Origin of the sequence: Alteromonas sp. CI.11.F.A3 (genome assembly GCF_032925565.1) — a bacterium.
Taxonomy (GTDB): domain Bacteria; phylum Pseudomonadota; class Gammaproteobacteria; order Enterobacterales; family Alteromonadaceae; genus Alteromonas.
Map to the genome: position 1 here is coordinate 661,932 of NZ_CP136708.1, position 24,915 is coordinate 686,846.

At 44.4% G+C, this 24,915-nt stretch carries 16 protein-coding genes; 7 read left to right on the forward strand and 9 right to left on the reverse strand.

Going from position 1 to position 24,915, the window contains the following annotated elements:
- Window positions 1-38: 38 nt before the first annotated feature.
- From R1T43_RS02910 to R1T43_RS02920, 3 genes are read right to left on the reverse strand one after another with little or no spacing between them, the layout of a single operon-like run.
- Complete coding sequence (locus R1T43_RS02910; RefSeq protein WP_057795759.1) at window positions 39-350, reverse strand: helix-turn-helix domain-containing protein; 312 nt, start codon at window positions 348-350, stop codon at window positions 39-41.
- Window positions 350-2,575 (reverse strand): peptidase domain-containing ABC transporter, encoded by a 2,226-nt coding sequence (locus R1T43_RS02915; RefSeq protein ID WP_317352689.1) that lies wholly within the window; start codon window positions 2,573-2,575, stop codon window positions 350-352. Before R1T43_RS02915 ends, R1T43_RS02910 begins: the two co-directional genes overlap by 1 nt.
- A gap of 2 nt (window positions 2,576-2,577) precedes the next feature.
- Window positions 2,578-3,828 (reverse strand): HlyD family secretion protein, encoded by a 1,251-nt coding sequence (locus tag R1T43_RS02920; RefSeq protein ID WP_317352691.1) that lies wholly within the window; start codon window positions 3,826-3,828, stop codon window positions 2,578-2,580.
- A 382-nt stretch (window positions 3,829-4,210) separates the two neighbouring features.
- Here R1T43_RS02920 and R1T43_RS02925 point away from each other — a divergent pair, with 382 nt between their 5' ends.
- Window positions 4,211-5,755 (forward strand): hydroxymethylglutaryl-CoA reductase, encoded by a 1,545-nt coding sequence (locus tag R1T43_RS02925; protein ID WP_317352694.1) that lies wholly within the window; start codon window positions 4,211-4,213, stop codon window positions 5,753-5,755.
- 681 nt (window positions 5,756-6,436) lie between these two features.
- Here R1T43_RS02925 and R1T43_RS02930 read toward each other — a convergent pair.
- A complete protein-coding gene (locus R1T43_RS02930; RefSeq protein WP_317352697.1) occupies window positions 6,437-9,772 on the reverse strand; it encodes an amidohydrolase family protein in 3,336 nt (1,111 codons plus the stop codon).
- Window positions 9,773-10,045: 273 nt separating this feature from the next.
- Here R1T43_RS02930 and R1T43_RS02935 point away from each other — a divergent pair, with 273 nt between their 5' ends.
- A complete protein-coding gene (locus R1T43_RS02935; RefSeq protein WP_317352701.1) occupies window positions 10,046-12,286 on the forward strand; it encodes a molybdopterin oxidoreductase family protein in 2,241 nt (746 codons plus the stop codon).
- Between the two features lie 101 nt (window positions 12,287-12,387).
- On the opposite strand, the gene gorA is transcribed toward R1T43_RS02935, so the two are convergent.
- The 5 genes from gorA to R1T43_RS02960 form a co-directional block, all read right to left on the reverse strand.
- Window positions 12,388-13,737, reverse strand: a complete 1,350-nt coding sequence (gene gorA, locus R1T43_RS02940; protein ID WP_317352703.1) for a glutathione-disulfide reductase — start codon at window positions 13,735-13,737, stop codon at window positions 12,388-12,390.
- Between the two features lie 213 nt (window positions 13,738-13,950).
- Window positions 13,951-15,279, reverse strand: a complete 1,329-nt coding sequence (locus tag R1T43_RS02945) for a response regulator (protein WP_317352706.1) — start codon at window positions 15,277-15,279, stop codon at window positions 13,951-13,953.
- On the reverse strand, window positions 15,276-16,976 hold the full coding sequence (locus R1T43_RS02950; protein ID WP_317352709.1) for an ATP-binding protein: 1,701 nt from the start codon (window positions 16,974-16,976) through the stop codon (window positions 15,276-15,278). Before R1T43_RS02950 ends, R1T43_RS02945 begins: the two co-directional genes overlap by 4 nt.
- A complete protein-coding gene (locus tag R1T43_RS02955) occupies window positions 16,973-17,812 on the reverse strand; it encodes a phosphate/phosphite/phosphonate ABC transporter substrate-binding protein (RefSeq protein ID WP_317352711.1) in 840 nt (279 codons plus the stop codon). Before R1T43_RS02955 ends, R1T43_RS02950 begins: the two co-directional genes overlap by 4 nt.
- Before the next feature lie 95 nt (window positions 17,813-17,907).
- Window positions 17,908-18,468, reverse strand: coding sequence for a response regulator (locus tag R1T43_RS02960; RefSeq protein ID WP_057795773.1), 561 nt, complete (start codon window positions 18,466-18,468; stop codon window positions 17,908-17,910).
- 319 nt (window positions 18,469-18,787) lie between these two features.
- Between R1T43_RS02960 and prlC the strand changes: the two genes are divergently transcribed.
- From prlC to ubiB, 5 genes are all read left to right on the forward strand, one after another.
- Window positions 18,788-20,824 carry an oligopeptidase A gene (gene prlC / locus R1T43_RS02965; RefSeq protein WP_317352716.1) on the forward strand — a complete coding sequence of 679 codons (2,037 nt, stop codon included), beginning with the start codon at window positions 18,788-18,790 and terminating at the stop codon, window positions 20,822-20,824.
- A gap of 31 nt (window positions 20,825-20,855) precedes the next feature.
- Entirely contained in the window at window positions 20,856-21,548 is a 693-nt protein-coding gene (locus R1T43_RS02970; protein WP_211071945.1) for a DNA-3-methyladenine glycosylase I, read from the forward strand.
- Window positions 21,549-21,622: 74 nt separating this feature from the next.
- Window positions 21,623-22,408 (forward strand): bifunctional demethylmenaquinone methyltransferase/2-methoxy-6-polyprenyl-1,4-benzoquinol methylase UbiE, encoded by a 786-nt coding sequence (gene ubiE / locus R1T43_RS02975; protein WP_013786255.1) that lies wholly within the window; start codon window positions 21,623-21,625, stop codon window positions 22,406-22,408.
- Window positions 22,408-23,043, forward strand: coding sequence for an SCP2 domain-containing protein (locus tag R1T43_RS02980; protein WP_317352721.1), 636 nt, complete (start codon window positions 22,408-22,410; stop codon window positions 23,041-23,043). Before ubiE ends, R1T43_RS02980 begins: the two co-directional genes overlap by 1 nt.
- Window positions 23,044-23,052: 9 nt before the next feature.
- Entirely contained in the window at window positions 23,053-24,681 is a 1,629-nt protein-coding gene (gene ubiB / locus R1T43_RS02985) for a ubiquinone biosynthesis regulatory protein kinase UbiB (RefSeq protein WP_317352724.1), read from the forward strand.
- The last annotated feature ends 234 nt before the right edge of the window (window positions 24,682-24,915 follow it).

Below are 24,915 nucleotides of genomic sequence, written 5' to 3' on the forward strand. Positions count from 1 at the left end.
TTATAAAAGCGTTTTAGTGTGATTTAAAAGGCTAGCGGTTAAGCCAACCTTAAGGGGTGGTAAATCGATCGGAAGCAACTTGCAATAAGCGCGGTGCGGCTGCTTATTTTTAATTTTTTGTAGATGTTGGCGCAGTGGAACTTAACCGTTCGCTCGCTAATAAATAGCTCTGTTGCTATCGCTTTATTCGACAGCCCTTCCATGATCTTTCGCGCTACCTGAAGCTCGCGTTTAGACAAGGTGTCGATGGGAAGGGCAGTACTATTTAAGTTCTCTACATGCTCAACGATTTGTTGACGCTCAATATCGGTGAGTAAGGGTGTAGATTCTCTAACTTCGGGCGTTATCATTATGAATCTCCTAGTGGGGTATTATCATTTTCTTCTACTATTTCAGAAGCTGGGTATCGCTGCAGAGTACCGTCTACTAACTGATAGACAGTATCCGCAAGGGCAATTGTTTGAGGCCGATGGGCAACCATAATGCGGGTAATATTCAGTGCCTTTAGATGAGTATTGATGATGTGCTCATTTTGAATGTCTAAATGGCTACTGGCCTCATCAAGAAAAAGAATATCGGGAGAGCGGTAGAGTGCTCTAGCTAATAAAAGCCGTTGCTTCTGACCACCACTTAAACTGCTTCCCATATCACCGACTAACGAGTGGTATTGCATCGGCATGGCAAAAATTTCGTCATGGATACAGGCTAACTGAGCGGCCCGTACGATCTTTTCTTGATTAGGTATTTCATCAAAACAACTAATATTTTCAGCCATAGAGCCGGATAAGCACATGTCTTCTTGCAGCACAGAAGCAATGGTTGGCGCCTGATTTGATGATGAAATCATATTGTGGCTAACCGTTCCTTCAGAGGGAGCATACAGCCCCATCAGGCATTTAAGTAAGGTGCTTTTTCCACTTCCGCTTGCTCCAACGATGGCAATGATTTCTCCTGCTTTAACCGATAAATTAAGGTTTTCAAAAATACGGTTACACCCCTCCCCATAGCGATAACTAAGATTGTGGGCTTTTAGATGAATAGCAGGAGTACTAGAGGCAATAGCATGAGAAGAGGCCGCTGCAGGTACTGAGGTTGCGTTTGAATTTGCATGTGAATAAGTGCTAGGTTGCTGTGACAACAAGGTGGTTTCAGCAGGCTCTGTTAGTACAATATCGCTCAAGCGAGAAAAGTGTACGGCCAGCATTCGCAATTCGATAAATTTGGACATTAGCCCATCTACCGCAGTAGTAAATTTGGTTTTGTAAGCAATGAAGGCAAGCATCATTCCTACGGTCAGCATATTGTCCATCACCAAAGAGGCCGCTATAAAGATCACAACGATGTTCTCAAGACCAAATAACACTTGGTTTACCGCGTCGCTGCCAATATTGAGTTTTCCTAAACTAATATCTTTATTCAAAGTGGCGACTAACTTGTTTTGCCACTGGCTATGGCGCTGGGATTCTTGGCGGTATACACGAATAGGCAGCATACCCCGAACGCTTTCCATAAAGTGGCTTTGCTCGGTGGCGCCTAACGCAATTTTTTCTGTTGTGAGCCGCTTAGTGATAGGTATTAATGCAATGCGGAAAAGTAGGTATATCGCCACTACTAGCACCACACATAGCGTGAGCTTTACAGAGTAAAGTGCCATCACGACGAGAGTGATAATAGCCATGACACCGTCAAGCAAGGCTGTGACAAGGCCAGTGGTGAGAAACTCACGAATATGCGCAAGGGAGCCAAAGCGAGACACTACATCGCCCACGTGTCTTTTCGCAAAAAAATCCAGCGGGAGGGAAAGCAAATGTTGAAAAACCGAGGCAGACATTTGCAGCTGAAGCCGGCTTGATACAGCAAGGATCAAAAAGCGTCGCAACACTCTGGTGAAGATACTTATCAGTAGTAAAAAAGTAAACCCAATGGCAAGTGCGGTTAGCAGCGCTTGGTTACCTTGCAACAACACATCATCAACCACGGTTTGTACGTAATAGGGAGATGCCAATGCAAAAAGTTGCAGCAAGGCAGACAGCGCCAGTAAGGTCGCTAAGTTACGTTTGAACCCTATCGTGCGGGTAAAAAAGCTTCTTAGTTTGAGTAACGGCTTTACCGGTGGCGGCGAAAAATTGTCTTTAGGCGTAATTTCTAACGCTATTCCTGTTAGGTGTTTACTTGCCTCGTCGAAGGTGAATGTGCGCTTGCCAATACTGGGGTCGTGTATGGTAAATCGCTCACGCCCTACGTGAGTCAAAACAACGAAATGACGCATGTCCCAATGGAGTATTGCTGGCAGGGTGAGTTGAGATAAATCCTGTGGCTCAATTTTTAGTGCACGACATTGAAATGCCATTTGCTGCGCGATATCCATAATATCTTTAAGTGTAATACCACGAAGTGAAACACTAATGTGCTGACGAAGGTGGGTCATATCCCGTTTGTCACCATAATATTGTGCCACCATGCTGACACAGGCTAATCCACATTCAGCGGCTTCAGTTTGAAGCACAACCGGTACTTTATTTTTAGGTGATAAAGCGCTGAGTACAGGTGAAGCAAAACCGTGAGTCATATTCATAATTACAACCTTTTAGTGACGCTTAAAAGCGGCTCTAAGATCCATTCCAGTAAGCTTCGCTGGCTAAGCGCAACGTCTGCTGAAAATGTCATTCCCGCCTTAAGCATTACCGGATTTCCATAGGCAATAATGGCGTCGCTACTTAATTTAGCGGTAACCAAATAAGCGGGTTCGCTTACGGTTAAGGGCGTGTTAGCCCATTCTCCTGGCAGTAAAATAGTTTCAGATATGCTAGTTATCTGTCCCTCTTGTAACCCAAATTTCTGATAGGGAAAGGCATCGTAACGAATCGCGAGCTGTTGCCCATTAGCGATAAACCCGGCGGCGCGCACGGGCACTAACAATCGTGCTTCTATTGGGGAGTTTTCTGGAAGTAAGCTAAGTAGCGGTCTGTTTTGGTCGACCATTAATCCAGCACTCGCTTGCAGACTCGAAACCACACCATTTTGTGTTGCATATAGAATGCGCTGCCGATCGCGATTTAACGTCAGTAATTGTTGGTTGATATCACTTAGTTGGTTTTCGTGTGCGGTGCGCTCATTGGCTTGTATCTCGGGTAAGCCGTCAATTTCATGTGTCAGTCGGCTTACTTCAGCTTCGCTTTTTAAGTTATTCCGCTCAGATTGTTTCCATTGTTGCTGGCTACTTAAAAGCTCCAGCTTATAACTATCGAAATCTGCGTTACTTACATGACCTGCATTACGTAGCACTTCAAGTGAGGTAAATTGATTGTGTGCTAACTGCCACTGTTGATAAGAGATCGCTAAAATATGGCGTATTGAATCGGCGTCTGTTTGTGCGTGCTCAAGTTGCTTTACTAGCTGCGCGTGGTTGTTTTTATGAATAGTAATAGTACGGGCCAATGAGTCGGTTATGCGCTGCTTTTTAGCGATAAGCTCCTGTTGCAGTTTTAGCTCTACGGTTTCTCCTTGTGGCTGCTGAACCCCGTATTCAATCGACAATAATGGTTCGCCTTTCAAAACTTTTTGCCCCTCGCTGACATACACTTGAGAAATGCGGCCTTTACGGGAGTCGGCGTACAACCTTAGTACGCCATGAGAGGGCTCTAACCATCCTTCAACGGTGGCTTTTCGGGCATAGCTACCCGTAGTGAGGTAAACCCCCACACCCACTATCCATAAAAGTAGTATTGCAGTTATTCCCATATGGGACGGTCGAGGCGTCATCAATAATTCACCTTGAAATGGTGAAGTAGGCTGCATTGCTTGACGACGGAATAGTCCTTTTCTCATAACAGTTCATCCCATGAAATTAAAAAATGGTATTCAGTTGCCATTTCCCTGTGGACATAGCGCTTAATCAGTAATCGATACTTTTTAAGCAGCGAAAACCTGAATACCGACAAGTGGTCTTGGGTAAAGCCTTGACGCTGTTAACGTTAGATGAAGGGGGCTGGGAATATCGAATAAAAAGAAGTCAGGGCATTCGCCGCCCTTTATTCATAGGGTGTTGGCGCAAAACTTGATGAATTTTTAATGAAATGGCTCAAATTTAAATGTGGTTAAAAATTGATGGAAATGCAAAAGGTTAGTGATACTGTACAAAGGTTGTACTATAAAAAAGTAGTGTACTTAATTCACGCAGTGGCTTAACCAAAACGGAATAGGAACTCACATGTTTGTACCAAGTATTTTACTCAAGCAGCTATACACTCACGGAAGCCTAACCAAAACTGATAACGGCGTTTCCTTCGCACTTAAAAACCGTTTAAAAGATGCCACACTAAAAGAGCTTAAATGGATTTCATTTGATGGCGAGAAAGTTCCAAGCCACAAAATCTCTATTCAAAGCAGCAACGACAGTGACATTAGTTTCGATGCCCTTAATGACACCGGTGGTATGCCGTTTTCGTTACGGCAAGTTATTACGGTACACCTAGAACTTAACGAAGAGGTAAGCCCTGAAAAGCGCAAAATAGGTATTTGTTTTTCAGCGTCGCCTTTTGGAAAGCTTAAGTTCGAAGTAGAAGATAATGTGACTTCACCCACCAATCGCAAGTTACATATACCCCGAGACGATCATGATGATTATGGCGATGACATTATCAAAAAGCGTCAGTCGTATTTTGAAAGTTTCACCGGCGCCAAACTCGACCATGTAGGTAAGTACTCAGTAGACCCAGATAAATTGAAAGGCAATATTGAGCATTTTATTGGGGTAGCTCAAGTGCCCATTGGCATTGCAGGTCCATTAACTATCAATGGCGAACATGCAAAGGGCGAGTTTGTTGTGCCTATGGCCACAACAGAAGGCACCTTAGTGGCGTCGTATAATCGGGGTATGAAGCTGCTTAATATGAGCGGTGGAGTAAAGGCCACCGTTGTCGATGATGCTATGCAGCGTGCGCCTGTTTTTATATTTAGTGATGCTCGTGGCGCAAGAGACTTTGTGACGTGGGTAAACCAAAACATTAGCAAAATTCGCGAAGAGGCTGAAGCAACGTCGAGCATTGCCAAACTCACTTATATCGACCACTTCTTATCGAACAAATTTGCCTTTCTACGCTTTAATTATTTAACCGGCGATGCGGCTGGGCAGAACATGGTGGGGCGGGCTACTTTCGCTGCCTGCGGGTGGATTTTAGATAACTATGAAGGGGTAGAGAACTTCTACTTAGAATCTAACTTTGCAACCGATAAGAAAGCCTCACAAATAAACATTATGCGTACGCGTGGTAAGCGAGTAACCGCAGAGGCCACGATTAAGCGTGAGCATTTACTGCAAATCATGCGTGTAGAGCCTAAGCAAATTGATTATCACGGCAGGGTTGCGGGTGTCGGGTCATTCCTATCTGGGGTGAACAATACGGGTTTACATTCCCCGAATGGTATTACTGCCATGTTCATTGCCACAGGGCAAGATGTGGCAAACGTAGCGGAATCATCGGCAGCTATTATGTATTCAGAGCTTACCGATGAAGGCGACTTGTATGTGTCTATTACTATTCCTTCGTTAATCGTAGCGACCTATGGTGGTGGCACAGGAATGGGTACTCAACGCGAGTGTTTGGAGCTCATCGATTGCTATGGCAAAAACAAAGTGTACAAATTTGCCGAAATTGTTGCAGCGGTGGCCTTAGCGGGAGAAATCTCGTTAGCCTCAGCCATTAGCTCATCTGATTGGGTGTCGTCTCACGAACAATATGGACGCAACCGCTGAGGATGTTTTTCGCTCAAAGGGCAGAAAGCACCATGATAGACTCGCCGTAAACCCATCCATGGGGGCTCTGCCACCGCATCCATGCGGTGGAAGGTCTATCATGGTGCTTCCTACCCTATGTGCTAAATTCGTGGTTGGCTTGGGGGGAGGGCCTGCTTATTGTGTGCCCCACACTTCTGATAACCCTAGCTCCCAATAAACCCATCCATGGGGCTTTGCCACCGCATCCATGCGGTGGAAGGTCTATCATGGTGCTTCCTACCCTATGTGCTAAATCCGTGGTTGGCTTGGGGGGAGGGCCTGCTTATTGTGTGCCCCACACTTCTAATACAACCCTAATTCCCAATAAACCCATCCATGGGGCTTTGCCACCGCATCCATGCGGTGGAAGGTCTATCATGGTGCTTCCTACCCTCTGTGCTAAATCCGTGGTTGGCTTGGGGGGAGGGGCTGCTTATTGTGTGCCCCACACTTCTAATACAACCCTAATTCCCAATAAACCCATCCATGGGGCTTTGCCACCGCATCCATGCGGTGGAAGGTCTATCATGGTGCTTTCTACACTCTAAGCTAAATCTGCTGTTGGCTTAAGGGGAATATTGGAAATATGGGGGGAGCAGTCGGTATAAAAAAGCCGGCGATTTTCGCCGGCTTGATAAGTACTAATAGCTTAATAAGTCACTAGTGTTTCCAATGGAAGTGATGGGCTTTAGCATCAATGGCTTCAGCGGTAGTTCTTGGCATAAAGGTGGCGTTGTTTTCTTCGAAGAAGAAAGGGGAACGCTTGGTTTTACTGCCCACTTCGTTCATGGTGGCGGCTTCGTATACGCGGCCGTTAAGTACGGTGAATTCCACATATTCGCTGCGGCGTAGGTCTGCTAATACGTCGCCGTCAATAACGACTAAGTCGGCCAGTTTACCTTTTTCAATACTGCCGATGTCTTTACCCATACCTAGGTGTTTTGCGCCATCGATAGTCCCGCCGCGTAATGCTTCCCACGCGGTGAAACCGCCTTGTTGCATTATCCACAGCTCCCAGTGCGCGGCTAAGCCTTCACGTTGGCCATGAGCACCAATATGTACACTGACCCCATTATCTCGAAGCTCTTTGGCGTAGCTGGCAACGTTTTGGTGGTTGTACTGGTTGTCGGGCGCGGTGGGGCGTCTAATAGAACGGCCATGTAACATGGTGGCTGGGGTGTAGCGAAGTAAGCGTGGGTTTTTCCATACCTCTGTACGGTCGTACCAATACTCTTCGCCCATCATACCGCCGTAAGAAACCACAAATGTGGGTGTGTAACCGAACTCGGTGGCTTTCCACAGCTGGGTGACATCGCTATAACCGCGCTCGATAGGTAAGCTGTGTTCTAACCCTGTATGGCCATCTACTAACATGGTCAGATTTTGTTGAAGCTTACCGCCGCCTTCTGGTACTACCATCATGTCTTGATTTTTCGACGCCCATAACACTTGTTGGCGTTGATCGCGACGTGGCTGGTTGTAGCTTTTCACCGAAATAGCGCCACTTTCTTTCAAACGTTCTACGTGAAAGTACGCATCTTCGTAGTTATTGATAATGGCTTTATAGCCTAGGCCTTCTGCGCCATACAAAATAGTACCGGTAGAGTAAATACGCGGTGCAACTATGTCGCCTTTACGCTGAAGTTCAGAGGCGGCAAATATTTCAGTAGTATCATTTGATGGGTCATGAATGGTGGTAACCCCAAAGGCGACATTCGAGTATTGGCTCCAGTTTTTATCTGGAATAATCTCGTTTCTGCCTTGTGCGCCATGAGCATGGGTATCAACTAATCCTGGAATAATGGTTTTGCCACTGGCGTCTATTTGCATAGCGCCTTCAGGAATAGCAATATCACCGCGCTTACCTACTGCTTCAATGCGGTTATCTTTAATGATAATAACGCCGTCTTCAATCACCTCTTGGGTGTTATCGGCATCACGCATGGTCACGACTTTCCCGCCAATTAACGCTTTGTAACCACTTGGTTTATCGGCTTCGGTAGTGAACGATAAATTAATACCGTCGGCCACAGGGTCGGGCAGGGTTTCTGGCGAACCGTCTACAAACGCAAAGGCTTCTTTAAGCGAGCGGCTGTAGAAAGTTGGGCCATTAAACCAGCTTACCGTTGTGTTATCCGGCGACCATGTTAGGTACTCACCGGCTTTAGATGAAAGCTGAGTAACCGGCAATGAAGTCATGTTGGGGCCAATAGTTACTTTCTTGCCATTTTCAACAAAAGGGGTAACAAAGGTTTTGAATTGATAAACAAATGCCACCCATTTTTTATCATGTGAAAGTTTGTACTCACTTACATCATCAGCGCCATACAGATGAGTTCGCTTATCGTTTCCTTGCAAGTTTACGCTTGAAAGTTGTGTCTCTCTATACGGTGTGCCGCCTACCGACTCGGTGAAAAATACCCGTGAATTGTCACCAGCAAAGTGTGGGTTAATGCCCCCATCCGATACTTTCTTTTCGGTTTTTCTATCAAGGTCTGTTACATAAATACCAGGGTCTACCGAGTATTTAGGGTCGAGTAAATAGCCGCCGGTAAACTTGCGATACACTACCTTTTCCCGATCACTTGAGAACGATGGTTCAATGTAATGGCCAGGTTGCTTAGTAATAACTTTGCCTTTACCGCCACGGGCAGAAACAATGCGTACTGACCCTAATTCATCATCATTCCATGTGGTGTAAACAATGGCTTTGCCGTCGTTAGAAAAACGTGGGTAATATTCACCATGTTCATTTTGCTTTGTCAGGCGTTTCATCTTGCCAGACTTTACGTCTTTGACGTAAAGCTTGCCTAATGCTTGAAACAAGAGTGTTTTGCCGTCAGGCGACATTTGCGACCAGCGAATCATATTTACATCAAATTCATCCGGTGCCACATCCACATCAAAACGCAGCGCATCAGCATAGTGAAGGGTAGCTTCTACGCTAATGTTAATATCTGAAATGGTTTTATCGTCAATATTGATGCTATGGAAAGTACCACCTGTCCAATACACAATGGCAGAGGAGTCGGGCATCCAATCAAAATAAGCAAAGTAACCTTCAGAGCCAAAACCTTCTTGCATGTCACGTTCAAGTTCTGTGATGAGCGGTGTTTCAACACCGGTTTTAATATCTTTCAAAAACAGCGCTGTTTTTTCTTTTACGCGACGAACAAACGCAACGTATTTACCATCGGGTGATGGTGTGGGTACCACTGCACCGCCAGTGCCACTAATATAACGGCTTTCATCGCCGTTTTCGCGGTCGAAGCGGGTAATGGCGAATATGCCACCTAATGGATCGCGGTTATAATCGAAACGACTCCCAGGCACAGTGTTCTCCGTGAAGTAAATATATTTACCGTCGTGAGAAAAAACGGGGTCGGCTATATTTTGTTGATCTTTCTTACCATGATTACGGGCTTTAATTTGCAAGCCGTCACCGCCGGTATTGTGATACATCCAAATTTCGCCCGCTGGAATACTGCGGCTAGACATAATACCTTTCGATACCAACAAGTATTCACCATCTGGGCTCCACTTAGGAGAGTGAATAAGGTTATTCTTTTCTTTGGTCACTTGGCGCAGGTTTTCACCATTGCTGTCCATTATCCAAAGATTATTAATGCCATCGCGGTCAGAAATAAACGCAATCTTTGAACCATCCGGTGAAATACTTGGGTGTATGTTCCATGCGAAATCTTGCGTGAGAGGTGAGGCATTGCCGCCATCAATATTTACTTTGTAAATATCACCTAACATATCGAATACCATGTACTTGCCATTCGGGGCGATATCTAAGCTCGACCACGTAGTTTCGGTGGTATTAATAGTGACTTCATTAAGTGCAAAGGGTGGGTTAGTCACATCCCATTTTTCTTCATTGATGCTTGTTTCTTTTTTAATGTCGTCGGCGGCATATGTAGAGTGAGCCGTACTAAAGCCTAGCGCGCTCACTAATGTGACGGCTAACACGCTTTTTGTTGTTTTTATCATAATGTGTTTCCAAATACTTGAAATGCGTTTTCTGTCTATTGATGAGTAAGGCCGTGAGCGTCTCATCTAATTGTAAATTTATCGTTAACTTTAACCTAAACCGGTGGGACAACACCTTACTTATGAGATTTCACGTATAAATCTAACGACCAACTTACAGTTTTACCACCCACCCGTCTATTTATCCATCACTCACGATGATGCTTGTCTATTAGATGGATAAACGCTAATTTTGCAACAAGCTGTTAACAAAATTTGATGTAGGTGCTGTACATGGTTAATTCAGAGCAAAACGTGGTGAAATCAGAGCAAAGCGGGGTTAGCCCAGAACAAAAACTCCATTACTCAACCTGTACGCTGTGCGAAGCCATGTGCGGTATTGAAGTGGCAACACAGGGCAATCGCATACTCTCCATCAAGGGAGACAAAAATAACCCGTTTAGTGAAGGCCACGTATGCCCCAAAGCCAGTGCATTGAAAGATTTGTATGACGACCCTGATAGATTAAAACGGCCAGTAAAAAAGGTGGGTGATGAGTGGCAAGAAATACCGTGGAGCGAGGCTTTCGACTATGTTGCTGAAAAACTCCACCATACCCAGTCTATACATGGTAAAGATGCGGTTGGCGTGTATTTAGGTAATCCGAATGCCCACAACATGGGGGCTATCTTGTTCGGCCCTTATTTTTATCGCGCTCTTGAGTCACACAATAGATATTCTGCCACTTCGGTAGATCAACTCCCTCATCATATCGTGAGTCGCAGGCTGTTCGGTCATATGTCGCAAATTCCTATTCCAGATATCGACCATACCCAACACTTTGTGATTATTGGTGGAAACCCGCTGGCTTCCAATGGCAGCATCATGACAGTACCCAACGTTAAAAAGCGCTTAAAAGGCGTGCAAAAACGCGGTGGTAAAGTCGTGGTTATCGACCCTAAACGGACAGACACTGCTGATTTAAGCTGCGAGCATTACTTTATTCGCCCTGGCAGCGACGTATTGCTATTACTTGCTATGTTACATGTGGTATTTGAAAAGCAATTGCATAATGCAGAAGCGCTTTTACCATACGCCGAAGATTTATATGACGTTAAAGGCTATGTAAAAGACTTCTCTCCCGAAACCGTTAGCAAGCTCACCGGCATAGAAGCTTCGCAGATAACTCAATTGGTTATAGATTTTTGCAGTGCTGATTCAGCAGTATGCTACGGTCGTATGGGCGCGAGTGTGCAAGCATTTGGTACATTTACTCAATATCTTATTATGTTGTTCAATATGCTGACCGGAAACCTAGACAGGCGAGGGGGAATGATGTTTACCCAGCCTGCCGCTAATCTTTTACCAGTTTCAAGTAAGGGAAGCATGGGAGGTTATCGTTCACGGGTGAGGGGACTACCCGCTTTTGCTGGTGAGTACCCAGTGGCGTGTTTAGCAGAAGAAATATTAACCCCTGGTGAAGGCCAAATTAAAGCCATGGTTATTGGCGCTGGCAACCCATTAGTCACTACGCCAAATACCGAACAGCTTGAACGCGCATTCTCACAGCTCGATTTTGTCGTGTCTGTAGACTTCTACATTACTGAAACATCAAGGCATGCAGATATTATATTACCGCCGGTTACCCCGTTAGAGCGTGACCACTATGATGTGGTTTTTCACAACTTTGCAGTAAGAAATTACGCCACCTATTCTGAGGCAGTGGTAAACATAGATGACAATCAATTAAACGATTGGCAGATATACTTATCATTGGCAGAGCGTTTAGATAATTTAAATGGCAAGCGCACCGCGCACTATGAAGCTTTATGGCAAAAACAGCCTAAAGGTGTGATAGATGATTTATTAAAAAGTGGGCAATACGGGGGACATGCTAGCATTAACCATAGTGTTAGTGAAAACACTATCACGGATGGAGAAACTAGCAGTAACGGTAACTGCGGCGATAACTTGTCACTAGATAAGCTAAAAGCGTATCCACACGGCATAGACCTTGGTCCATTACAGCCTGCCCTGCCTGATGCTGTTTTTCACGAGGATAAAAAAATCAAATTAGATTTTGATTACTTTATGCCGGATATTGCCCGAGTAAAGACGCACTTTTTCGAGCCGATGCGTAACCAAAATCAGATGGTATTAATTGGTAGGCGTCATATTAAAACGAACAACTCGTGGTTACATAATAGCCCCAGAATGGTAAAGGGAAATAATCGCTGTACGTTGCAATTACACCCTGCAGATGCCGACAACTATGCTGTGAATGAAGGCGATATGGTTAAAGTCACTTCAAGAGTGGGTCATGTTCTAGTGGAAGCTGAAATCACCGATTCTATTATGCCTGGCGTGGTTTCTATTCCGCACGGCTGGGGCCACAACAAGAAGGGAATTAAATTGGGGGTCGCCAGTCAATATCCGGGTGTTAATACCAATATTCTGACGGACGAAATGCAGGTAGATACTTTGTCGGGAAATAGTGTATTAAATGGGGTGCCCGTATCGCTTGAGAGGGTATAAAAAAGAAAGGCGATAATCACAGTATCGATTATCGCCTTACATATTATATAAATACGCTAGTTTTTAACTATGTTTAGCTAGCCTGAGCTGAGCTAGACACGCTAGGTCATCGTCACGTATTCTTCTGCACTAGTTGGGTGAATGGCCACGCAGGCATCAAAATCGGCTTTGGTTGCGCCCATTTTAATCGCCACTGCAAAGCCTTGTAGAATTTCATCCATACCGTGGCCAATACCATGTAAGCCAACCACTTTTTCATCTTCCCCTGCACACACCAATTTCATTTTGGTCATTTGGCGGTGACGGGTAACTGCTGTGTACATAGATGCAAAGCTGGAAGAGTACACCTTAATATTGTCTTCACCGTATTGTTCAACCGCCTCTGGTTCGGTTAAACCCATGGTGCCAATAGGCGGGTGGCTAAACACCACGGTGGGGATCATGGTGTAATCCATATGGGCGTCTTTCTGGCCGTTGAATAAACGTTCGCTTAGTAAGCGACCTGCTTTTACTGCTACAGGCGTTAATTCAGCTTCACCAGTGATATCACCCACGGCATAGATGTTCTTAGCGGTAGTATTTTGATACTTGTCCACTTTCACTGTGCCGTTTTCGGCAAGTTCTACATCCGTATTTTCAATGGCGATAACATCGGTTGAAGGTTCGCGGCCAATAGCCCAAATAAGGCAGTCTGCTTCTAGTACTTCACCGTTAGTAAGGTGAATTGAAAGGTTCTTACCTTCACCGCGCTCCACTTTTTCAACGCTAGCGTGGTTGTGTAATGTGCAGCCTTCGGCATGAATCATATCCACCAAGGTTTCGTGAACAATAGGGTCGAAGTTACGTAGCGGAGCATGTTTACGCACGACTAAGTGGGTTTCTGTGCCCAAGCTATGCAGTACGCCCGCAAGCTCAACACCAATGTAACCTGCACCTACTACTACAGCCTTTTTAGGTTGCTCTTTAAGTGCAAAAAAGCCGTCTGAGTTAATACCGTGTTGAGCACCTGGAATATCGGGTATAACAGGACGTCCACCGGTTGCAATTGTTATGTGGTCGGCTGTATAGGTTTCGCCATCTACTTCAATGGTGTTGTTATCTATAAATTTCGCGAAACCACGAATAAGAGTCACGTCGTTAGCCGTTAGAGCACGGTCATATGATGCATGAATACGTTCAATATAGGCTTGGCGGCTGGCTATTAGGCTATCCCAACTGAAGTGATTTACGGTTATATCAAAACCATATTCTGGTGCATAGCGATGGATAGCTTCGGCTACTTGTGCGCCGTACCACATGGCTTTTTTGGGTACACACCCTACGTTAACGCATGTGCCGCCAATATCTTTAGCTTCAATAATGGCTGCTTTTTTGCCATGTTTGGCGGCGCGATTTGCAGACGCAATGCCGCCGCTACCGCCGCCTATGCAGATATAATCAAAATGTTTCATGTTAACCGCCTTATTATCCGTTAGGCCTAGAGTTGTCATTTATTGTGACACGAAATTAAAGGAATACACACTGTATACGTGTCTAAGAGACCGAGGTGCAAGGTAGAAGATTTCATTATCGTAGGCATCACTTCCAAAAAAACAAAGCAGCACCAATTATCTTAATGCTTCTTTATTCCAGTTTTATGGGTACTACCATAGATGCACTAAAGATCATGCATCTTGAGGTGTAGCAGCTTCCTCGCCTTCATCTAACGGTGTCTCGGGCTCAATCAAAATACTGAATTCGCGGCGACGCTCTTGTTCAAATTGAGTGAGCTTTTGGATAGTGGCATCAGTGAAAACATGCCCTTCGGGCAGTATAAGAATATGGCTGTCATTGTATAAATTTTTGGCTAACACCATGCCCGCTTTTAGCTGAGAGGCTTTCATAGTGTTGTAAATGTATTTTGACGTGCTCACATCGTCATCTGCAAGTAAGAAGGATAAAATTTCACCGTCGTACCGTGTGTTGGTATGCTTTTTCATTTCGGCTTTTGCATCCCGCGGTGTCATTTCTTCACCGCTCATTCGGCCGGTGACTAAACGCCAGTAATCTCTTGCGATTGACACGATGCGAGCACCAATTGGAATTTCTTTTGCCACCACATTACGTGGTCCCGCACCATTGTAATGCTCGAATTGGAATTCAATCATGTCTGATACTGGCTGTAGCTCTGTTGCAGGTGCCAGCATGAGCGCCGCTTGTTTGGTTTGATCTAAGTAGTTCTGTTGTTGCTGGTACTTTAGCTTCGAAAACGGGGCTAGAAAATCGTCTGTATTTAGCCCTAGTAAACCAAGTTCACAAATAAGCCCAGCATAGCGCACCCGTTTAACGTCTTCAGGGTTCAGTTGAAGGTATTTTGCTAACTTAGTGGCAAGCTCGCTCACTTCAATGGCAAACTTGCCGTCTATATTGGGGTTAATACTAATAACGTTAAACAGTACTTGTTCCATTGCAAGATTATGCTTTTCAATCTTGTTCAACGCGGCTTTAATTTGGCGAGTACGCTTATGCACCATTTGTTCAAGTGACGTATTCACTTCTTTTAACTTGCGATTTTGTAGTCGAGTTAATTTCTGCAGGCGGGCATTTTCGTTTTTTAACTTTACTCGTTCTAGCCCATCTTCAATGGCAGATATAAGCTCTTTGTTGTCCCACGGTTTTTGCAGATAACGATGAATCTTTCCTTCGTTAACCGCTTTGATAGTCGATTCTATATCGGCATAACCGGTTAGCACTAGCCGATAACTTTCAGGGTACAATTCTGCGACTTGTTGAAGTAATTCAGCACCAGACATTTGTGGCATTTTCATATCGGAAATGATCACGTGAACTTCATTTTCCTTCATGATCTCTAACGCTTTTGCGCCACTATCAGCCAGCAATAAATTAACTTTTAAGGAAAAGAGCGCGCGCTTAATGGCACGAAGAATATTAGGTTCATCGTCGACAAATAAAACAGTGTACACGTCTGCGTTTTGGTCAGTGGTATCATTCATAGTGAATCGTCCTGAAAAGAATCTTCGGCGTTGTCGTCTAACGGATTATGTATTGGTAGGCTTAGCGTAAAACAGCTTCCTTCCCCATCATTACTTGAGGCATGAAGGGTGCCGCCGTGTTCTTGAGCAATGCCAAAAGAAATAGAAAGCCCAAGTCCGGTACCTTGCCCTTCTGGTTTGGTAGTGAAGAAGGGGTTAAATAATTTATCTAGGTGACTCGATTTAATACCGCAGCCAGTGTCTTGCACCGTAAGTTCAATGTTGCCATCTATTTCCCGCGTTGTAATGGTAATGGTGCCATGTATACCAGTACTTTCGATGGCTTGCCCTGCATTAATAAGAAGGTTAGTTACAACTTGTGAAATTTTCCCCATGTTCATCATGATATGGGGAATCGACCCTAAATGCGTTTCTACGCTACATATGTACTTTAGCTGGTTGTTCACCATCGCTAGGGTGGTGCGAACACAGTCATTTAAGTTGTAAGACTGCATTTCATCACTGTCTACACGAGAGAAAAGCTTTAGCCCTTTGACTATTTCGGCCACCCGAATCAGGCCGTCTTTCGAATCGGTGATGAGTTCAGAGATATCGCTGTTGATAAATTCCATATCTTGCTGCTGAATAATGTTACGCAACTGTTTTATCGCTTCATCTTGTTGGGTGGCGGTATCTTTTGAAAGCACATCGTTCAGCTGTTGGAATATCATTTGGTAGGTCGATACGTATTCGCTGAGAGTATGCATATTGCTATTCACAAATCCAATCGGGTTATTGATTTCGTGCGCTACCCCCGCGGCCAATTGGCCAACTGATGCCATTTTCTCTGCTTGTAACAATTGAACCTGTGCTTCTTTTAAATCTTTATTTGCTTCTTCAAGCTGAAAGTTTTTCTGATTTAGCAACGAGGTGCGTTCTCTTACTTTCACTTCCAATAAGCTGTTGAGCTCTTTGAGTTCATCTTCAACACGCTCACGATGAATATTCTCGTCTTTCAAAAGTTCAACTAATTGGTTAAACGCATCAGCCAACTCACTGAGTTCATCTTTACCCCGCACTTTGACAGAGATATTTTGGTAATTTTTATCTTTAACCGCCGCGCCTAAATGCCTAGCGCCCGCTCTTAGTTGCTTTAGCTGCGACATTAAGTATGACCCAAGCAAGAATGAACACAATGCGATAAGGGCGAGCTCTATGGATGCAAGAGTGAGTGTCCATGTTCGAACTCGCTTTACTGACTTGTTAATAGAATCAACTTCCAGCCCTATCTCTACACGCCCATAGAGTGTCTCGCCAACCTTAATGTCAGCGGAGGTATCGTATATACCGTCTACCGCACTCATTACATCTCTATCTTGCTTAAAAGGACGGTTAAGTACGCTATGTTCACCTTTTTCGACATACACATTGTTGTTGTTATCGAGAACCCGAACATAGCTGATATTGGGGTTTGAAAGCATTTCTGATGCATCTGCCTCTAGCGAAGCGAGGTCGTAGCTTAAAAAGGCATTTTTCGCGGTAGAGACAAACAAGGTTGTGGTGGTTTGGGCCGAGGTTTCAACACTGGTGTCAACTAAGTCATTTAATAATTTAAATACGGTGGTGATAAGAATTAAAAACAGAATGGCAGCAATAAGTGCTACCCCAACAATAGTTTTGGTTCTTAGCGATAGTGTGAGCGACGCGTCTCTTTTCACAATTGCGGCCTTGCTAATGAGGTGATGCCTAGGGCTCGTACGTCGTCCCAATCTTCATCTACTGATGATATAAAACCTTTAAAGCCGATGTTCTTCAATAGTTGTTTATTGTCTTCGTCCTTCGACAGGGTAAGCAACGCTTTCAATAGGGCTTCTCTTTGCGCATCGGTAATTCGAGGGTGGGTGGCTATTGCATGGGGGGTATACCCATCACTTTCCCATAAAATACGAAGGGCACTTCGTATATTGTCATCAACACCATTGAAGGTTCTTATTATGCCGCCGCCAGCGTTAAAAAAACCTCGTTGTACATTCAGGTACACCGAATCATGAGAATGCACATAGCGTGGCGTAAAAAGAATGCCCTGCTGTTTCAAATATGCACTGGGGATAATAGTGGCAGCAAATGCGGCAGGAGAAGGAAAGGCGATTTCTTTGCCATTAAGATCGTCAAGCGACACAATATCGCTGTTCGCATCCACAACAATTATGCCTTTAATGCGCTTGTCTATTTGGCGAGCCAGTGCGCGATAGCCAACTGAGTCATGAAATACCACAAAGTGGTAAGGGTTCATGTAGGCAATGTCGTATTCTCCCTCGGCCAGTCGTTGTTCGAAGGTAGGAATATCTTTCGCCGTTTTAAATACAACATCAATGTTGGCATGTTCCGAAATATAGTTGATAAGCGGTTGCCAAGTTTCGGCAAGCTTTTTCGCTGACTGTTGTGGCACTATCCCAAGCGTCAACGTATTGCATGCACCATAAGTGGCGAACAACGTGAGTGCTAAAAAAGCAAAAATACGATGTGCAGCTTGAAACATTGATTTTTTGACCATGATTCACCCCAAACTCACTTGTTTAAAAGACGCATTTCAAACGACCCAATTAAAAAGGCCATAGCAAAAACTGGCCAAGTTTACTTACTATGAACTTACTCAAGCATGAACTTCTCGATGGTTTCGATAAGTTCGCCATTGGCAAATGGTTTTGAAAGTGCTGCATTTGCGCCGAGTTCGATAGCTCGGTCAAGACTGATATCGTCAAGTGCGGAAATGACTAAAATTTTTAAATTTTTATACTTAGGCTGTTCTCTAACAAACTGGATAACGCTGTAACCATCCATGCCAGGCATACTTAAATCGAGGGTCATTAACTTGGAGTTATACTGGCTCAACATAATGCCGGCTTGAAACCCACCCGTAGCAATATAACTTTCATAACCACCACGGCGTGCCACTCGTTGAATTGATTTCGCCACCGGCATCTCATCATCAACGATAAGAATGGAAGGTGATATCTCACTTTGGAGGTCGTCGGGAATAGGGATGTTGTGATGTTCAAGAAAAGAAACAAAGTCCGAGACTAACACGCGATTATTGCCACGACCTGGCAGCTTAAACCCTTTAAGTTTGCCGCTTTCTATCCACCGGATCACGGTACGAAGGTTTACATCGCAGTAAGTTGCGATTTCACCTGATGTTAATGTCTTCATTGCTCAATTCCTAATGCCAACTTATAACGTTATAGCACTGAATAGGGTTGTTCACAATTTAGACAAAAGTAGTGAATGTGACATTTGTGACACTCTTCTTTAGGGTTTTTAGCTGCTGAATGAGTGAGTTACTTAACTATTAACGAAGCGCTTAAAAAGAAAGAATTATTCAAAATTTGATCTGCACGCTTACCGTTTACAGTAATCCTAGTATAGAACCCAAAAATATCACTGTTGCCTTGCGCAATTACAGCGCTTGTTTTTATTGCAAACAACCCCAACATAACTTGCTATACGAACTGAAAAGAGTAGACGGATTATGACGACCCCAGCAATTGAATTGGTAGATGGTTTGCCTTTATTTTCATCTATTAAGCCCGCGCAGATAAAGCCAGCCATCGAGAAAGCGATAGCAAAATGTAAGCTTGAAATTGATGAAGTGGTTGCATCTAAAGATTACTCTTATGCGAATTTAGTATTGCGCTTAGAAGAAGTAGACGACAACTTAAGTAAGATGTGGTCACCGGTTTCTCACATGAATTCAGTGGTGAGTAGCGACGAGTTGCGAGAAGCCCATGATGCCTGCCTACCTTTGCTATCAGAATATGGTACCTGGGTAGGTCAGCACGAAGGATTGTATAATGCTTACGTGGCGATAAAAGACTCAAACGAATACGCTGACCTTGATGAACAGCGTCAAAAAGTGATTGATAATGCTATTCGCGATTTCACCTTAAGTGGGGTGGCACTGCCTAGCGAGGAAAAGAAACGCTATGCAGATATTCAAGCGAAGTTAAGCGAACTGTCATCCACATTTTCAAATAATGTCATGGACGCCACCATGGGGTGGAGCAAGCATGTCACTGACGAAGCTACCTTATCTGGCATGCCTGAATCAGCCCGCGATGCAGCAGCACAAGCCGCGCATCAAAAAGACTTACAAGGTTGGTTGTTTACATTAGATATTCCTTCTTACCTACCCGTTATGCTTTATGCAGACAATGCGGAGTTACGTGAAGAAATGTATCGCGCTTATGCGACTAAGGCGTCAGATCAAGGCCCTAATGCGGGTAAATGGGATAACACTGAAATCATCCAACAAACACTGGCCCTTCGCAGTGAAATTGCGCAATTGCTCGGTTTTGGTAGCTATTCTGAACGCTCTCTTGCTACCAAGATGGCAGAATCGACAGATCAAGTTACCGGTTTTTTGCGTGACTTAGCCGCTAAATCGAAGCCACAGGCTGAAAAAGAGCTAGAAGAAGTGCGCGCGTATGCGAAAGACACCCACGGGGTAACAGAACTTAACGCGTGGGACTTACCTTATTACAGCGAGAAGCTGAAACAAGAAAAGTACACCATTTCAGATGAAATGCTGCGTCCGTACTTCCCAGAAGACAAAGTGTTGTCGGGCTTGTTCGAAGTAGTACATAGATTATACGGCCTTAAAATTATCGAGCAGCCAGGCATTGATACATGGCATAAAGATGTGCGCTATTTCACTATTACTGATAGTGCAGATGCCCTTCGTGGCAGCTTTTACTTAGACTTGTATGCCCGCGCTAAAAAACGAGGTGGGGCGTGGATGGATGAGTGCCGTGTTCGTCGCGAGAAATTAGACGGTGAATTGCAGCTGCCTGTCGCGTATCTAACTTGTAATTTTAATGCCCCAGTAGGAGATAAGCCTGCCTTATTCACGCACGATGAAGTGGTTACCCTTTTCCATGAATTCGGACACGGTATACACCACATGCTAACCAAAATGTCGGTGGCGGGTGTATCTGGAATTAATGGTGTGCCATGGGATGCCGTAGAACTGCCAAGTCAGTTTTTAGAAAACTGGTGCTGGGAAGAAGACGCGCTTAACTTTATTTCGGGTCACTTTGAGACGGGTGAGCCCTTACCGGCAGATTTACTCGATAGAATGTTAGCTGCCAGAGATTACCAAGCTGCTATGCAAATGGTGCGTCAGTTGGAATTCAGCTTGTTTGATTTCTTACTGCATAGTGAGTCTGGCGACAATGTGGATGTGCAAGCTATTCTTAACAGCGTGCGCGCTGAAGTAGCGGTTAATACACCTCCAGCATTCAACCGTTTTCAGCATAGCTTTGGGCATATATTTGCTGGTGGTTACGCAGCAGGGTATTACAGCTATAAATGGGCGGAAGTGTTATCTGCTGATGCTTACAGTAAATTTGAAGAAGACGGTATTTTTAACCAAGAGACGGGTAAAGCGTTTTTGGAAAATATACTTGAGATGGGTGGAAGCCGTGCGCCTATGGATTTATTCGTTGCCTTTAGAGGCAGGGAGCCAAATGTAGATGCCTTACTACGCCATAGCGGCATTCGTGGCTAATTAGTATTAGGTAGTATTAGGATAGATAACCATGGGAATAGAATCTTTCTCCACTATTTATCAGCGGGCATGTAAGCGAAAAGGTGGTGAAAAGGCGCTTGAAAGCATGCTTTCGGCGCCACTTTCCTCCGAACACGTTGCCAAAATACCTGATGATCGGTTTTTGGCAGCCATGACGAAACAAGTATTTCAGTCTGGCTTTGTGTGGCGGGTTATTGAAAAAAAATGGCCCGAATTCGAAACCGTGTTTTTTGAATTTAAAATCGAAAAAGTGCTGCTCATGCCTGATGAAATGCTAGAGCAAAAAGCCTCGGATAAACGAATCGTGCGTAATTACAAAAAAGTAATGACCGTTCGCGACAATGCTATGTTCATTAAAGATATTGCCCGTGAACACGGCAGCTTCGGTCAGTTTGTGGCTAAATTCGACGCCAGTAATATTACCGATTTATGGACTACCATGAAAAAACGCGGCGCTCGCCTTGGGGGTAACACGGGCCCTTACATGCTGCGGGCGTTAGGCGTAGATACCTTCTTGTTTTCACGAGATGTTGAGGACTACCTGAGAAAGAACGATATTATCGATGGTGGCCTGACTAGCAAGAAAAGCTTAACCGCTGCGAATGCGGCGTTTGCCCAGTGGCATCAAGAAAGTGGCCGCTCGTTACAAGAAATAAGCGTTATTATTGCGTTCAGTTGGGGCACAAACCAGTATTTTGCGTAAGGTAAATACTGTTGCTGGGCGCGACAATCCGATACACTTCAGCCTTTACTATGAATCACTAATGCAGGAATGCCATGAGCGACAACCATAACAACACATCGCCCACTGAGGCATCGGATGCACCTACTACTCATTTTGGCTTTAAGCAGGTAGAAAAAAACCAAAAAGCGTCGTTAGTAGCCAATGTATTCGATTCTGTTGCCGCTAAATACGATGTCATGAACGATTTAATGTCGATGGGTGTGCACCGTTTATGGAAGCGCTTTGCCATTGATTGTTCAGGGGTGCGTGCAGGGCAAAAAGTGCTTGATATCGCTGGTGGTACTGGCGATTTAACCGCAAAATTTTCTCGTCTTGTTGGCCCCACGGGCAACGTAACCTTGGCCGATATTAATTTGTCGATGCTAAAAGTTGGCCGCGATAAACTAAGAGATCGCGGATTAGTCAGCAACATCGATTACGTTCAAGCAGATGCCGAGGCGTTACCTTTCCCTGATAACCACTTCGACGTAGTGACCATGGCTTTTGGCCTTAGAAACGTAACCGAAAAGCAAAATGCACTTAATTCAATTTACCGTGTATTAAAACCAGGCGGTCGACTGTTGGTGTTGGAATTCTCGAAGCCCACGTCAGAGCAATTAAGCAAACTTTACGATACGTATTCGTTCCATATATTGCCAAAAATGGGGCAGCTAGTGGCCAACGATGCTGAGAGCTACCAATATTTGGCAGAAAGTATTCGTATGCACCCTGACCAAGAAACCTTGAAAGGTATGTTTGAGACCGCAGGTTTTGACCAGTGTGACTACCAAAATTTAACCGGTGGAATAGTCGCTTTGCACCGAGGCTATAAATTTTAATGCCAGCATCAGCCTTGGTTAGTGCTGTTATTGAAACGGCAGCCAATAAAATTTTAGCGTTAGATTCAGACAGTGAAGCCAGAATGGCTTCGCTTAAAGGCGCTCGACTTATCGCTTATGTCGACCCCTTGCCCTTTGCTATTGTGCTTGTTTTTTCTGAGCAAGTAGATGTACTGACGTTACATGAACCATTCCAAGACACAGTTGCAACGCTAAATCATAAAGATTGCTGTATTAAAACATCGTTAGATACCCTGCCTGAACTAAAACACACCAATCAGCTAACGCGCCTTATTCAACAAAATAAATTACAGGTTGAAGGCGAGCTAGCTGTGGCGCAGCAGGTTAGCGGTCTATTTCAGCAGTTGGATATTGATGTAGAAGAATTACTGGCGGGTAAAACCAATGATGTTGTTGCCCACCAAGCTATGCAATGGCTCAGTGCTTTTAAGCGCAAGGCCACGGGTGCCCTGTCGGAGTTTAATAAAGTCGCTAGCAATGCTTTGATCGAAGAAAAGCAAATAGCAGCGCCCAAATTAGCGGTATTACATTTTAGTGATGAAGTGAACGCACTACGTGATGATGTAGCGCGATTAGATGCCCGCTTACTTCAGCTAGAACAAAAATCAATTTAAGAGACAAGCATGCGCATTGTTAGGTTGTACAAGATAAATAAGGTGTTGTTAGAGCATGGGTTAGACGATCTTATCCCTGCTAAATGGCTACCATGGTACGCACGCCTTATGCGCCACAGTATCTTTTGGATTCGAAACAAACATAAAGACAAACTTGCCGGTGAGCGTATTACGCTTGCACTGCAAAGCCTTGGGCCTGTTTTTATCAAATTTGGGCAAATGCTCTCGACACGCCGCGACTTGCTTCATCCTGCTATTGCGAATGAACTAGCCCGGTTACAAGATAAAGTGCCCCCGTTTTCGTCAGATGCCGCACAAGAGATTATTAAAACCTCTCTTGGTTTAACGCATTTGTCAGAATTGTTTAGCGAGTTTGATGAAGCACCATTGGCATCTGCTTCTATTGCTCAAGTGCATGCGGCAAAATTAAAAGCGAATAATGAAGATGTAGTGGTTAAAGTGCTGCGCCCCGATATTCGTGAAACTATCGTAGCTGACATGGAGCTGCTATTTAGTTTGGCCTCGGTACTGCAAAAATGGCTTCCAGATGGTAAACGCCTTCGCCCCGTTGAAGTGGTGGTGGAGTACCGCAAAACCATTGTAGATGAATTAGATCTTCTGCGTGAATCGGCAAGTGGTATTCAGCTAGGTCGAAACTTCGAAGGCTCAGACTCCCTATACATTCCCAAAATATACAGTGATTACTGCCACAGCAATGTGATGGTGATGGAGCGCATATATGGGCTACCTATTTCAAATATAGATGCCTTACTTGCACAAAATACCAATATGAAGAAGCTGGCTGAGCGTGGGGTAGAGGTGTTCTTTACCCAAGTGTTCCGCGATAGCTTCTTTCATGCTGATATGCACCCAGGTAATATCTTTGTATCTACCGAACACCCTGAGAACCCTAAGTACATCGCGATTGATTTTGGCATTGTGGGCACCTTGAACCGAGAAGATAAACGTTATTTAGCCGAAAACTTTATTGCGTTTTTCAACCGAGATTATCGCAAGGTAGCACAGCTTCATGCTGACTCTGGCTGGGTGCCAAACGACACCAATATTGATGAGTTTGAAATGGCGATACGCACGGTTTGTGAGCCCATTTTTCAAAAGCCTCTTGCTGAAATCTCGTTCGGTAATGTGCTACTACAGTTATTTAATACTGCCCGCCGGTTTAATATGGTGGTGCAGCCACAATTAGTTCTGCTTCAAAAAACGCTGCTTTATGTTGAAGGGTTGGGTCGTCAACTTTATCCCCAATTAGATTTGTGGAAAACCGCAAAGCCCTTTTTAGAAAATTGGATGCGCGAGCAAATTGGCGTAAAAGCTATGCTAGGAAAGGTAAAAGCAAACCTGCCGTTTTGGTCTGAAAAGCTACCTGAAATGCCAGATTTACTTTACGACAGCTTACAGCAAGTTAAGCGGCTTCCTTTGCAACAACAACGCGCACAAGTTGCTTTATTAGAGCAGCAGAAAAAGAGTGCACAATCCATTCAATGGGGTGTAACGGGCGCTACCTTTATTTTATTGTCTGCTATTTTGCCTATGTACGATTTAAATTGGTGCTTTCCAGCGCTTTCAGCTGGTGCAGGATTGCTCTGTTGGGTATTGGCATGGCGTAAGAACCGTTAGGTACTGTTACGTTGGGGTGAAATTTTTATGAAATGCATTATTTAGTGAATAAATTGTATATTAATCAGTTCGAAGAGTGTTATAGTTGCTTTGGCTTTAAGCCAAATGTCTTTGAATAGACGAGATATGAAATTATTTGCTATATGTAAAACCGCTCAAGTTACCTTGTGATTTGTAGTAAGTTGTTGCCCATTCGTAAGTAAGACCAACTCCGCCTATTAAAGACACTCGCTA